This is a genomic window from Flavobacteriales bacterium, assembly GCA_021739695.1.
GTDB lineage: Bacteria > Bacteroidota > Bacteroidia > UBA10329 > UBA10329 > UBA10329.
This window is the reverse complement of sequence record JAIPBM010000004.1, coordinates 93,013-107,223: the sequence shown is the minus strand read 5'-3', so window position 1 is coordinate 107,223 and position 14,211 is coordinate 93,013. Positions and strand designations below refer to the sequence as shown.

10 protein-coding genes are annotated in these 14,211 nt (G+C 44.9%); 4 read left to right on the top strand and 6 right to left on the bottom strand.

What is annotated here, in order from left to right; translation table 11 throughout:
* The first annotated feature begins 113 nt into the window (after positions 1 to 113).
* Together K9J17_03580 and K9J17_03575 are read left to right on the top strand one after the other, a co-directional pair.
* Complete coding sequence (locus tag K9J17_03580) at positions 114 to 866, top strand: hypothetical protein (protein ID MCF8275793.1); 753 nt, start codon at positions 114 to 116, stop codon at positions 864 to 866.
* A 75-nt stretch (positions 867 to 941) separates the two neighbouring features.
* The gene (locus K9J17_03575) at positions 942 to 1,454 is read left to right on the top strand and encodes a DUF4476 domain-containing protein (protein ID MCF8275792.1); all 513 of its coding nucleotides are present in this window, start codon (positions 942 to 944) and stop codon (positions 1,452 to 1,454) included.
* Positions 1,455 to 1,610: 156 nt separating this feature from the next.
* Here K9J17_03575 and K9J17_03570 read toward each other — a convergent pair whose 3' ends face one another.
* The 5 genes from K9J17_03570 to K9J17_03550 all read right to left on the bottom strand — a co-directional run bounded on the left by K9J17_03570 (position 1,611) and on the right by K9J17_03550 (position 9,769).
* The gene (locus K9J17_03570) at positions 1,611 to 3,977 is read right to left on the bottom strand and encodes a sodium-translocating pyrophosphatase (protein ID MCF8275791.1); all 2,367 of its coding nucleotides are present in this window, start codon (positions 3,975 to 3,977) and stop codon (positions 1,611 to 1,613) included.
* Between the two features lie 161 nt (positions 3,978 to 4,138).
* Positions 4,139 to 4,738 (bottom strand): class I SAM-dependent methyltransferase, encoded by a 600-nt coding sequence (locus tag K9J17_03565; protein ID MCF8275790.1) that lies wholly within the window; start codon positions 4,736 to 4,738, stop codon positions 4,139 to 4,141.
* A 1,370-nt stretch (positions 4,739 to 6,108) separates the two neighbouring features.
* Positions 6,109 to 7,584, bottom strand: coding sequence for a glycosyltransferase family 2 protein (locus tag K9J17_03560; protein ID MCF8275789.1), 1,476 nt, complete (start codon positions 7,582 to 7,584; stop codon positions 6,109 to 6,111).
* A gap of 4 nt (positions 7,585 to 7,588) precedes the next feature.
* A complete protein-coding gene (locus tag K9J17_03555) occupies positions 7,589 to 8,284 on the bottom strand; it encodes a glycosyltransferase family 2 protein (protein MCF8275788.1) in 696 nt (231 codons plus the stop codon).
* Between the two features lie 27 nt (positions 8,285 to 8,311).
* Positions 8,312 to 9,769: a helix-turn-helix domain-containing protein gene (locus tag K9J17_03550; protein ID MCF8275787.1), complete on the bottom strand. Its 1,458-nt coding sequence runs from the start codon at positions 9,767 to 9,769 to the stop codon at positions 8,312 to 8,314.
* A gap of 144 nt (positions 9,770 to 9,913) precedes the next feature.
* Between K9J17_03550 and aceB the strand changes: the two genes are divergently transcribed.
* Entirely contained in the window at positions 9,914 to 11,491 is a 1,578-nt protein-coding gene (aceB, locus tag K9J17_03545) for a malate synthase A (protein ID MCF8275786.1), read from the top strand.
* A gap of 21 nt (positions 11,492 to 11,512) precedes the next feature.
* Complete coding sequence (locus K9J17_03540) at positions 11,513 to 13,099, top strand: isocitrate lyase (protein ID MCF8275785.1); 1,587 nt, start codon at positions 11,513 to 11,515, stop codon at positions 13,097 to 13,099.
* A gap of 74 nt (positions 13,100 to 13,173) precedes the next feature.
* Here the strand turns inward: K9J17_03540 and gldN are convergent, their stop codons facing one another.
* Entirely contained in the window at positions 13,174 to 14,016 is an 843-nt protein-coding gene (gene gldN, locus K9J17_03535) for a gliding motility protein GldN (GenBank protein MCF8275784.1), read from the bottom strand.
* Between the last annotated feature and the right edge of the window lie 195 nt (positions 14,017 to 14,211).

Sequence of the window (14,211 nt, the reverse complement as noted above, 5' to 3'; positions counted from 1 at the left end):
CAAGGGAAGGGGTTAGGGGATGGGTCTTCTTTCTTTTTCTCCTTTCTCCACTTTTCACTTCAGCACAGGTCGATACCACCTTTCGTAATTCGGTTCTTCGATCATTCGATACCATGCGTACGGGCGAAGATTCTGAGAAGATCATTGCTTCTGCTAAGCTGGAAAGTGCCTTCTCCAAATTCTATTCAGACCCGGCAAACTTTGATACCGAATTAGACTCCGTTCCATTTCTCGGTCAACTTTCGTCTTGGGATGGCGTCATTCACATGCTATGCTGGAATCTCGCATTAGAAAATGGCGACTTCCAGTACCATTGCATCATGCGCCATAAACCGACAAAGGAAACCGTGGCAGTCACAGTTTTTCAAGACAATGCAGATTGGGAACGCATTGAACGTAAACCCATCCGTCCGAACGAATGGTATGGAGCGCTTTACTACAAACTACTCGCCAACCGCTATCGCGGCAAAACCTATTACACCCTTCTTGGTTGGGATGGCAAAGACAACATTACCAATCGCAAAGTGGTGGATGTAATTAGCATCCAAGGCAAGTCTGTCATTCTTGGTTCATCCATTTTTAAAGATGAGCAAGGTCGACTTGCTTATCGGCTCATTTACGAGTATGCCAACGATGTTTCCATGGCACTCAATTATGACGAAAAGGAAAAGATGGTCATCATGGACCATTTAGCTCCTGAAGACTCTCGTTTCGAAGGTCAATATCAGTTCTATGGGCCTGATTTCAGTTACGATGCACTCGAATTTCAGAAAGGCGAATGGATCCAGATCAGAGACGTATTTGCCAAAAACCGAAGTCTGAACAACTTACCTGAAGACACTCGTCCAGGCGATTTTAAGGATTGAGAATCGGAATACGATTCATCTTATTTTTGGCATCTAAATTGCCATGGGCAACGTCAACCTTAAATCTCATTTAACATGAAAAAAACACTTACCATTTTTGCCGCTTTTAGTACCATTGGCGCATTCGCTCAAGACACCGATGTGAATGTTAATATGAACATGGGCGGAATGGGTGTTGATATGAACGTCAACATCAGCGAAACCTACACCGAAACACATACTACAACCACCACAACTACAACGAGTGGCGGCTCTGACCATTATGTAATGCCTGGTTACGGTGGAGCTATCGGCTGTCCTTGGCCAATGGAAGAAGGGCAATTTGCAGATGCACGTAATTCTGTTGCATCCAAAGACTTTGAAGATTCGAAATTGACCGTTGCCAAACAGATCACTGGTTCCAATTGCCTAACAGCCGATCAAGTAAAGCGAATGATGGGCACATTCGATTTCGAAGACAGCAAATTGGAATACGCCAAATTCGCTTACGACAAAACCTATGACATTGGTAACTACTACAAACTAAATGATGCTTTCGATTTCAGCTCAAGCATCGATGAATTGAACGATTACATTCAAGGCCGATAAACACTTCAGCCTTCCAAGAACAAATAAGCCCCGATACGGAATCGTATCGGGGCTTTCTTTATGCGGATTCACCCTCATAGAACCACCAATCTAAACCCATTAAAAAGCCCCAATCGCTTTTGCGATTGGGGCTCTCAATATCAATTAAATTACCTTTTACTTGGCAACTTCCGTTTTCACGGTCTCAACCACTTTCTCAACTGTTTCAGTCACCACTTCACCAGCAGCGTTAGTTACAGTTTCGGTAGAAACAGTTGTTTCAATTACGGTTCCGTCCTCAGCGGTTGTAGCTTCAACAGTCATTTCAATAACAGGAGCATTCAATAGAGCTGAATCAGAAACTTCTGGAAGATCCAGTGCGATAGATGGAGCAATTACCAAGGCAACTACAGACATCAATTTCAAAAGGATGTTCAATGATGGACCTGAAGTATCCTTGAATGGATCACCAACAGTATCACCAACAACAGCAGCCTTATGTGGCTCAGAACCCTTTCCGTATTTCTCACCGTTGATCTCAACGCCTTCTTCAATCATCTTCTTAGCGTTATCCCAAGCTCCACCAGCGTTAGACTGGAAGATAGCCATCAACACACCAGCAGAAGTAACACCTGCAAGAAGACCTCCAAGCATTTCAGGACCTCCAATGAATCCAACAGCTACAGGAACAACAATCGCCATAACTCCTGGCAATACCATTTCCTTAATCGAAGCCTTGGTAGAGATAGCAACACATTTGTCATATTCAGCTTTACCATCAGCAGCCTCAAAAATGGCGTTATCCTCTGCGCTCCAATCTTTCTGATCTTTTCCATCGTTACGCTTCATGGCTTCAAGAGCAGCTTTCAATTCAGGAATATCCTTGAACTGGCGTCTTACTTCCTCAATCATGGCCATGGCTGCACGTCCCACAGCGTTCATACTCATTGCTGAGAATACGAATGGAAGCATAGCTCCTACAAACAGACCTGCCATCACGTTCGGATCAGCCACGTTGATCATACTCACATTCGCTTGTTGCATGAAGGCCGCAAACAAGGCCAAAGCCGTCAAAGCAGCAGAACCGATGGCAAATCCTTTACCGATAGCAGCAGTGGTGTTACCAACTGCATCCAATTTATCTGTGCGCTGACGAACTTCTTTTGGAAGATCAGCCATTTCAGCAATACCACCAGCGTTGTCAGAAATAGGTCCGTAAGCATCAACAGCCAACTGGATTCCTGTGTTTGCAAGCATACCTACCGCAGCAATGGCGATACCGTAAAGACCAGCAAATTTGAAAGCAAGGATAATCGCAGCAGCGATCAAGAGAACTGGAATAGCCGTACTCATCATACCAACTCCCAATCCAGCAATGATATTGGTTGCAGATCCGGTCAATGATTGACGAACGATAGACGTTACAGGAGGTGTACCTGTTCCCGTGTAAAACTCAGTGATCTTACCAATTCCCAAACCTGCAAAAAGACCAGCAAGTGTTGCGAAGAAAACTCCGTTAGAAGTGTAATCCGTTCCATTCAAAGACCACGAATCTGGAAGGAAATAACCAATAATGAAGTAAGAAACAACAACCATAACAGCAGCAGAACCGAATTCACCGATATTCAAAGCAGTGTGTGGGCTTCCGCCATCTTTCACCTTCACGAAGAAAGTTCCGAAGATGGAAACGATGATACCAACCGCAGCTAAAACCATTGGAAGAAGAACAGCACCAAGACCGCCCCACATTTCGCCCATTTCAGCAAACCCAGGAACGAAGATCGCTCCCAAAACCATTGTACCAATAATTGAACCTACATATGATTCGAAAAGGTCAGCTCCCATACCAGCAACATCACCAACGTTGTCACCAACGTTATCTGCAATGGTAGCTGGGTTCAATGGATGATCCTCAGGAATACCAGCTTCAACTTTTCCTACAAGGTCAGCACCAACGTCAGCAGCCTTTGTGTAGATACCACCACCAACACGTGCAAACAATGCGATGGAAGAAGCTCCCAACGAGAACCCTGCAAGCACATTCAATACTTTAGTAATGCTCCATTCTGGACCTACAAATTGTGTGTAAACCAAGAAAAGGCCGCTCAATCCAAGAACACCCAATCCAACTACACCCATTCCCATCACCGAACCACCACCAAAGGCAACCTCAAGGGCTTTACCTAGTGAAGTACGGGCAGCGTTAGTCGTTCTAACGTTAGCTTTCGTAGCCACTACCATTCCAAGGTATCCTGCCAAGGCAGAACAGACAGCACCAACGATGAAAGACAATGCAACAAGTGGACTAGAATCTGCCTCACTCATTCCTTTAAAGGCAAGCAGAGCGGCAACAGCCACAACAAAAATCGCAAGCACTTTATATTCAGCACTCAAGAATGCCATTGCACCTTTCTGAATATGACCAGCAATTTTGGCCATTTTTTCCGTACCTACTTCTTGCTTGCTTACCCAAGCGCTTTTCCATGCAACGTAAAGCAGCGATACTACTCCGAACAGTGGAAGGAAATAAACTATGTTTTCCATACTAAGTTAAATTGGTTGTTTTTATAGCTCGTTTTTCGAGCGCGCAAAGGTAGGATAATCCCTATTTAAACCAAACACTGATTCAAGCACAAAAAGGGACTAAGAAACGGTCTGATCGCGTGTTAGACAAACCAATGAAGACGTGGCTGAAACTTGATCGGTCAGTGGTTTGCTGGAATAAGCACGTAGGTAACCTGCTTGAAGAACAAAAGAAACCGATAATACTCGACTTTCTCAACCACCAACTCATTCGTTTCAAATATCTCCTTCCATTTAGCATCCGTTCGGTTCGAATGCGGATGACCATAGAACTCCCCGTTTATCACGCTATCCGTAAACCAAGTAATGTATTTCTGGAAAGAGCTTTCATACACATCTTCCATGATGATGATGCGATTGGAAACCCTCTTTGCTTCGCGAATAAGTTCCTCGGCATTGGTCGTATGGTGCAGCATCGTAATCAACTGACAAACATCAAACTGTTTGTCTTCAAACGGAAACTTCTCTCCGTCATAAACCTCAACCACCACATCCTCAAACAGGCTTTTATCCGAGATATCTAATGCAGACATCTTCATCCCTTCAGTACGCAACAACTTCGTTAGCGCCCCATTTCCCGAACCGACTTCAAGTACTGATTCTCCTTTAGTAAAGAATGGCATTAAACGTTTCCGCTTCACCTCTGCCCTACGCAATGCCCACTTTCTTTCTAGGGGAACAAAGACATTCAACTCAAACAGCAACCACGCGTAAACAGGCATATACTCCAGAGCGATCAGCCACATATTCTCTCGAAAAGGTTCGTTTCCGAATGCGTGATACGAAAGCGGAACGAGCATCAACCACAGCAACGCAAACCGATACTTAGTAAATGGAAGAAAAGCCGCCAATACGGCCACATACCACGGATTCACCGTAGTGGCAAATGCATAATAAAGGAACCAGGCAAAGAGCATCAACTTCGGAAGTCCAGACACTTCTTTATCCTTAACCAGTAGTGCAATCAAAAGAATGGAAACCGCAACCACACGCGGCAGCCAAACAGCGGTTATCCCGATAATATTGTAGCCCTTATACCAGAATCCAACTTCCCGAATCACATAATAAACGCTCGCATTGAACTCGAAATTGGCGAAATACAAACGCAGAGACGAAAGCGTATTATCAAGCAATTCAGGTGTCCAAAATGGAACATACAGCAGCGCAACTGTAAGAATCGCCACTGTGCCGTAAATCGCGGTCCTGAACCAGCCCAAACGTTTGATGTAGAACGGAAGGAACATCAGCGGCAAAAGCTTCGTGCCTACGCTCAATCCGAATACGATGGCGAAAATTATTCCACTTGTAAAATCCGTCATTGCGAGAAATTCGCTTTTCGAATTTCGTGGCAATCTCTCCCCTTCTGTCTCCTTAGTTTCAGATTGCTTCGGTCGTTCCTCCTTCGCAATGACGGCGATCTTCGGGGAGGTCGACCTGCTTAGCAACCACAAACTCAACAGCAAGAAGAAAACCATAAAGACCTCTCCATGCAGATTGCCTGCAAACTCAATGATTACCAGCGGATTCAAGGCATAAAACGTCAGGTTCCGCTCGCTCATCTTCCACGCTTTCAAAAGCTTCCAGATGAGAATCATCGAACCCAACTCTGCAATTAGCACCAACACCCGAAGAACAATAATGGAGGAAAGTAATTGGCCGTTGCCCAACCACACGCTAAACGCAAATATGGATTGCAAAACAGGCGGATAGATTGAATAATAGTCGGGTGAATTGAGCTGATGCAGCATGTTTCCAAATTCTTGGCTCAGCCCGACATTCGACCATTCTGATGGAAGCATGGAATAAGGAGAAATCCCTTCATTCGTCAACATGCCATCCCAGATGTATCGGAATACATCATCCGACAATTCGGGAAATACCAATAGATAAATGGCGCGGAAAGCCATTCCGATAATAATCATCCGCTTGACGCTAATCTCTCGGTCGGCCCACTGAATCAGGAATACCAACCAGAGCCCAGCGAATGACGCCAATACGGCAGGCGAATTGAAGCGGTCAATGATAACTGCAAATGCCAAATGCCACTGAAAGGCTGCAAACATCAATAAGCTATGTGCCCAACGCGGCAGCATCAGATTCTAAGAAAACTATGCTTAATGGTGTAAAACGTAATGCCTGCAAAACCCAAGGTCAGCAGCACGTGAAACGGAATGAAAGCGTAATAACCGACATGAATGGCCCAAATAATTGCGCCTAAGAAATAGAGCGCCAAAAGTGCCTCAAACAATACGATAAAAGGTGGCCGCGATACAAAATATTTATTGTTCGTCAAATCCGAATTCTTCCCCACAATATTGTACTTCGGAGTTCGGATGAAAGGCGAACGGATGCCCAAGTATCCCTCCGAAACCGCAATGGCATTGTAAAGCGAAAGGCCCATTGACAGACTCAGAAAAATAGGGAAAAACAGCACGAACCAAGCTGTTGCACTCCACGCATTGGCGTGCCTCTGACGGATGGTTGTCCAAAAGAATCCCGATAGGAAGAAAAAACCAAGAAAGAACACAGCCGCATACTTCATCAGTTCGTTCGCTAAACCTGTTTCTGCCATAAAATAGAGCAACGGCACGCTGACCAAGGCCGCAAGGAAAATGCAAATGAAAATGCCGGTGTTGAACAGATGGAACAACGCGTGAAACTTGACGTGCAGCGGCAGATCAGCCTTCATCACATTCGTAAAATTTCTCCGTGCTACCTCCGCCCCGCCCTTGTTCCAACGGTATTGCTGCGAACGAATGGCTTGAATGAATGCAGGAATTTCCGCTGGCGAAGTCTGCTCTTCCAAGTACTTCATCTTCCAACCTTTCAGCTGCGCGCGATAGCTGAGATCAAGATCTTCAGTAAGCGTATCAGCACTCCAACCGCCAGACGTTTCGATGCATGTTCGTCTCCAAACGCCTGCCGTTCCGTTGAAGTTCATGAAATCGCCATTTGAATTCCGGCCGCGCTGCTCAATGGTAAAATGCGCATCCAAGGCCATCGAAAGCAAGCGCGTCAGTAAATTGTAATTTCGATTGAGGTGCTCCCATTTCGTTTGTACCAAACCGATATTCTCGTCTTGGAAATACGGCAAGGTCTTCATCAGAAAATCCTTCTCGGGAAGAAAATCGGCATCAAAAATGGCAATGAATTCGCCCTTCGCCAGGTTCATTCCGTACGACAGAGCGCCAGCCTTGAAACCTACTCGCTCGTCTCTGCGAATATGCTGAATGTCCAAGCCTGTTTTCCGCAGCTCTGCAACAATATTGCCCGCCAGTTCCACCGATTCATCGGTGCTGTCATCCAACACTTGGATTTCAAATCGATCCAGCGGATAATCCAATTGAGCTACGCGTCTGATCAAGCGTTCAACCACATACAACTCGTTATAAACGGGCAATTGAACGGTCACAAAAGGCAAGTCCTTTGGTAGTTCGGGCACTATTTCTGCACCCTTTTTCTTCGAACGTAAATAAAGAATAGTGAGATGTCCTTGAACCAGACTATAGACCAGAATGGCGAGCAGGCAAATGATGTAAACGACAAGAAGAACGTACCCGAGAACCATCCGATCAAAGGTATTTGAAAAGGGTAAGAATGATCTTGTAACCCGCACCAATCGTCCCTTTTATCGTGCCCGAGACTTTTGACTCCCCGATGCGGACCCGGTAATCCACTGGAACTTCAACACTTCGGAGCTTTTGCTTGGCGGCTTTAATCTGCATTTCCACCGTCCAACCGTAGTTACGATCAACCATATTCAATTGCAACAGACTTTCGTATCGGATAGCCCGGAACGGCCCGAGGTCGGTGAACTTCACTCCGTAAAACAACTGCAACATTCGCGTAGCCAACCAATTGCCAAATACTTGCTGCGGTGTGAGACTCCCGCTTTCCGACTTTCCCAACGCTCGCGAACCGATAACCATATCAGCATTTCCATCAAGAATCGGTTGCACCACCTCAGGCAATTCTTCTGGGTAATCAGAATGGTCACCATCCAAAAACACAATGATGTCTGGTTTGATTTCCTGCAGCGCGATGAATTCCATGGCTTTCAGGCACGCATTTCCGTAACCAGGTTCGGGCTGAAATACGACAATCGCTCCGTGCTGTTTGGCAATTTCTCCCGTTCTATCAGACGAATTATTGTTCGCCACTACCACATTCCGAACCAACGATTTCGGAATTTCGTCCAGCACCAAACCGATAGATTGCTCCTCGTTGTACGCGGGAATAATAACGTCAATGATCGGTTTCGTAGCCATGCGGCAAAGATGCTACGTTCAGTGGATTCAGTCGGTGAGTTCGCTCACTGCGGTAGCCTTTTGACTTTCCATCAGCGCTTTCATCGCAGTTTTGATATTTCGGAATTCCTCTTCGCGTTGCAGTTCACTGCTATCAATTTCCATCACGGTTGTTCCAATGGATGCATCGTCAGCAAATCCAACTTTCTTGGCGAATGTCGTGTTCTCCTCAAATCCGATCATCACACTCAAAGCTGCATTCGGGTTCCGTTTCATCGGACGGCTCAGCGCCATCACAAAAAAGCTTTGGCGTTGATTTTCAGTCACAAACCGATGGCAATGCGCCTTTGGTGTTTTTCCAAGATCATTGAAAATCATCTCGTCAGCCCATGTGCGACAATACTTCTCCAGCAAGGTGATTTTCTTTGGATTACGTGTTCGCGAAAGATGCAACTGCTTCTTCAACGAAGTCTCATTTTCGTTGCTCTTATGGTCGAAACGCATGAAGAACATACCACTCAACCCAAAATATTTTGGAATGATATTAATGAGTCTTAGCACGAACATCTCGGGCGAACTATTATACGTCTCCAAAATATTCAGCAAGCCTTTATCGTCCCATTTCGGCTGTGCGAAAAATCGTTCTAGCTGCTTAGCCAAACCTTCGGGCGAAATAAGTAGCGCACCAGCAAAATAACTCGCGCGACTGTTGTTCAGCACGTGATCAAAACTCGTGGCACGCGGCCAAGGCGTCATCAAGGCGCGCTCTCCGCTCATCTCCAAAAATTGGTAGCCAATTTCCTTGGCATAGAGAAACGCCTTCTGGTTTTCAGCCATCTTAGCATTGATCAAAATCTTCTTCGCATCCTCGATAAAAACCGAACGAATGTGTGTCAATTCCGGAAACTCACTGAGGTCGTTCTCCTCTACGTTGTACCCGAATTTATTCAGTAGAATATTTCGCAACACCTCCGATGAAATGCTTCCAGTTTCAGGCAATTCATATTCTTTCCTGAAGCGGGCCGCTTCCCGCTCCAATTCCTCAAAATAATTTTCGTGCATCTCTTGATACGAGCGCAACATGGCGAAGTAGAAATTCTCCTGCGTCAAGTTATATGTGCTCGAAATCTGCGCGATGGTGCTGATAAATGCCGAAACCTTCAGTGGCGCACTGGCAATGATCTCTATCAATTTGCCCTTATCAATCCCGAACAGCTCCAAGGGAAGTTCATCCAACAAACGGGAGTTCAATATCTCTCCAACAGGCGAAAGCTGCTTATCCAATTTCAGCGAAACAAGCTTATCGTAAGGCACATCAAGCGAGTTGGCCAACGTAGAAATCTTCTCCGCTTTCGGATACTTCTTTCCCTTTTCTATCTCGTTGATATAAGATATTGAAAGTCCAGATTTCTCCGCCAATTCAGTCAACGACAATTTTTTGGCCGTACGGAACTGCTTGAGTTTCAGCCCAAAAATGAGTTTGATATTTTCTTCGCTCCGTGACATAATGCAACGGACAAATATACGATTGACGATGTTGCGAAAATCAATTTTCAATGAAAATTCTCAATTAGCGAAAATTCGCTAGAAATTGAATTTCATTTTTATCTTTGCAGCAAATTCAGGGATATGTCAGAACTAACTGTTGCCATGGAAGGCGTTGAGATAAAAGGAGAATTGAAGACTGGATATGAGGAAATCCTTACTCCAGAAGCCATTGCATTTGTTGTAAAACTGCACCGTGCATTCAACGGAAGAAGAAAGGAATTGCTTGCTGCCCGACAAGGACGCCAAGCGGAAATTGACAACGGAAAGTTTCCTGATTTCTTGCCAGAAACGGCACACATCCGCGAAAGCGAATGGACGGTTGCTCCACTTCCTGAAGACCTATTAGATAGACGAGTTGAGATAACTGGTCCGGTTGACCGTAAAATGGTGATTAACGCATTGAACTCAGGCGCCAAGATGTTCATGGCTGATTTTGAGGACAGTAATTCTCCATCTTGGGATAATAACGTTGGCGGACAGATTAATCTTCGTGATGCCAACAAGCGCACGATATCTTACGAAAATCCAGACAACGGCAAGAAATACGCGTTGAACGATAAAATCGCAACACTGCTTGTCCGTCCACGTGGATGGCATTTATTGGAAAAAGGATTGATGATTGATGGCGAGCCTTGTTCAGGTGGACTTTTCGATTTCGGTCTTTATTTCTTCCATAATGTTCACCAATTGTTGGAGAACGGAAGTGGTCCTTACTTCTACCTTCCTAAAATGGAAAGCCATTTGGAAGCGCGTTTATGGAACGATGCGTTCGTAATGGCGCAAAACGAATTGGGAATTGAGCAACGAACAATCAAAGCGACTGTTCTTATCGAAACTATTCTTGCCTCTTTCGAACTACACGAAATTCTTTGGGAGCTGAAAGACCACTCTGCAGGTTTGAACTGCGGACGTTGGGATTACATCTTCTCTTACATCAAGCGTTTTAGAAATCATCCAGAATTTATCGTTCCGAACAGAGACCAAGTAACAATGGCTTCTCCATTTATGGATGCCTACTCACGATTGGTTATCCAAACCTGTCACAAACGAAACGTTCACGCCATGGGCGGAATGGCAGCTTTCATTCCTATTAAAGGAGATGAGGCAGCCAATGAAGCCGCTGTGAATAAGGTGAAAAACGATAAGATTCGCGAAGCGAAAAACGGACACGATGGAACGTGGGTTGCACACCCAGGATTGGTTCAAACAGCATTGGATGTATTCAATGAATATATGCCAACCCCGAATCAAATTGACGTGAAGCGCGAGAATGACGTGATTACCGCTGCTGATCTGATTGCCGTTCCTGAAGGAACCATCAGCGAGGCGGGTGTGCGGAAAAACATCAACGTGGGTATTCTTTACCTCGAAAGCTGGTTGCGCGGAAACGGAGCTGCTGCCATCTACAACCTGATGGAAGATGCTGCAACTGCCGAAATCTCAAGAACGCAGGTTTGGCAATGGATTCAGCGTGGCGCTGAAATGGAAGACGGCCGAACCGTGACTTACGCCATGGTAGAAGGTTTCATTCCGTCAGAGCTTGAAAAAATTGAGGATTACGTTGGAACGGAGGCTTACACCAACGGAAAATTTGAATTGGCAACCGAGCTTTTCAAGAAGCTGGTTGCAACTGAGGAATTCGAGGAATTCCTTACCCTGAACGCATACAATTACATCTAATAATAACTATTGACATAAAAAATGGGAAATCAACCTAGTTATGTTTCGGCTCTAGAAACAGTTCAAAAACTCAAAGCAAAATATGGTACTGCTTGGGGAGAAATAAACCCTGAACACGCAGCTCGCATGTACACACAAAACCGTTTTAAAACGGGATTGGATATTGCAAAATACACGGCAGCAATCATGCGTGAAGACATGGCCGCTTATGATGCAGACCATTCTAAGTACACGCAATCATTGGGTGCATGGCACGGGTTTGTGGCGCAACAGACGATGATCGCTGTCAAGAAACATCACAAAACAACCAAAGGAAGATACATCTATTTGTCTGGTTGGATGGTTGCAGCGTTACGTTCTGAGTTTGGTCCGCTTCCTGATCAATCTATGCACGAAAAAACATCTGTGCCGAAATTGATCGCGGAGATCTATGATTTCTTGAAGCAAGCTGATGCAACTGAGTTGAACGACCTTTTCCGCAGAAAAGTGGCAGGAGAAAATGTTCAAGATCTGATTGATAATTTCGAAACACATGTTGTTCCAATTATCGCTGATATCGATGCTGGTTTTGGTAACGAAGAAGCCACTTACTTACTGGCCAAAAAGATGATTGAAGCTGGTGCTTGTGCCCTTCAAATTGAAAACCAAGTTTCAGATGTTAAGCAATGTGGTCACCAAGATGGTAAAGTAACTGTTCCTCACGCTGAATTCCACGCTAAAATCAATGCATTACGTTATGCATTCTTAGAGCTTGGTGTTGAAGAAGGTATTATCGTTGCACGTACGGATTCTGAAGGTGCTGGTCTGACACAAACTATTCCTGTATCCAATGAGCCAGGAGATCTGGCCTCTCAATACATTAGCTTCTTAAAAACAGAAGAAATCGACATCGCTGATGCTAAAGATGACGAAGTATTGATCAAGAAAGGTGGCAAATTACACCGTCCATCTCGTTTAGCTTCAGGTTTATTTGAGTTTGCTCAAGGAACGAACATTGATCGTGTTGTGTTAGATTGTATTACTAGCTTACAGGCTGGGGCGGATCTACTTTGGATTGAAACACCAACGCCAGACGTAGATGCAATTGCTGCAATGGTTAACAGAATCAAAGAGCAAGCGCCAAATGCTAAATTGGTGTACAATAACTCACCATCATTCAACTGGACCTTGAACTTCCGTAAGCAAGCCTACAAGCGTTGGGAAGCTGCAGGAAAAGACCTTTCTGCATACGATGCAAACGATCTGATGAATGCGAAATACGATGATTCTGAATTGGCCATTGAAGCGGATCAGAAGATCAGAACGTTCCAAGCAGACTCTGCAAGGGTATCAGGTGTTTTCCATCACTTGATCACGCTGCCAACTTACCACACAACAGCTCTACACATGAACGACCTTTCTCAAGGTTATTTCGGAGAAGAAGGCATGTTGGCTTACGTAGGTGGTGTTCAGCGTCAGGAGATCCGCAAAGGTGTTTCTTGTGTGAAACATCAGCGTATGGCCGGTTCCGACCTTGGCGATGATCACAAAGAGTTCTTTGCAGGCGACAAGGCGCTAAAGGCTGGTGGTGCTAAAAACACAGCAAATCAGTTTGAGGTAGCGCACTAATTGAAATCGATTTAGTTAATGAAAAGCCCCGTTCCGAAATTCGGAACGGGGCTTTCTCTTTGGATTTTATCCTATCAATACTCCCAAAGGTCACTTTCCATCACAAAGATGTCGTCTTTGATACGTTCAGCTTCCAGCATCTGATCCAGACCATTTACCGTGTAATCTGCAATCTGTCGATCGTACACGTTCTGAACCTTATAGATGTAAGATCCGAACATCCGTTTCCAAAAAATGTCGTCAAGCGTTTTTCGCTCCGCATCATTCTGTCGGTTAAACACATCCACATTCGCGAATATGTTTCTCGCTTCTGGAAAGTAAACCCAGAACATCGGTTCCTTCCCTCTCACTTCTCCCGTAGTACGATCGATGTTGTCTGCCACCGGTTGAATACCAATAATTCGAACATCCATCACGGAACGCTGCCTATCAAAGAACCATTCTTCCTTCAACCTAATTTCCTTAACGGTGGAAGGATCAAATTCCTCTTCCACAATTACCATTTGTGGATCATAAGGAGGATCAGGCGATGGAATCCACATCGTATCAATACGCTTTAACTTGCTTTTCACCTCGGCCATTGTCAAGGTTCGGGTAAACTCGTCATCCAACGGATCATAGGCAGTCAAGCTTCCTTCATCAACAGATTCGACCAAAACCTGGACAAGGCTTCTTCTGTCTCTGATGCTTTCTATGGGAAAGTAAAACGGATGATTCATCTTTTCTCGCAGATCGATCTTTCGCCAAACCCGCGTTGCCCACATCACATCCGCTTCGCGAAGAGGCGAATATGGTATTGGATCTCTCAGAATGTTGGTTTCGTTGATGTAGACACCGTCATTAATGTTTTGCGCATCTAATGTGGTGCATATGAACATGAGTGAACCGATGACCAAAGCAATAAGTAGGGTTTTCATGAGAATAGGATTTGGTGGATAACCACATTACAACGCGAAATCTCCCTGCCATATTTTGTCGATTAGCTTACAAATGGGCGATTAACACGTTTCGATTGAAATTCAACCGATCCGTAAGAAAGTGATGCTTTGAAGGAATCTGGCCAGATCAGCTCACCATTTTTTCGCTTTTAAAAGGTTCTATTCGTATTCAAA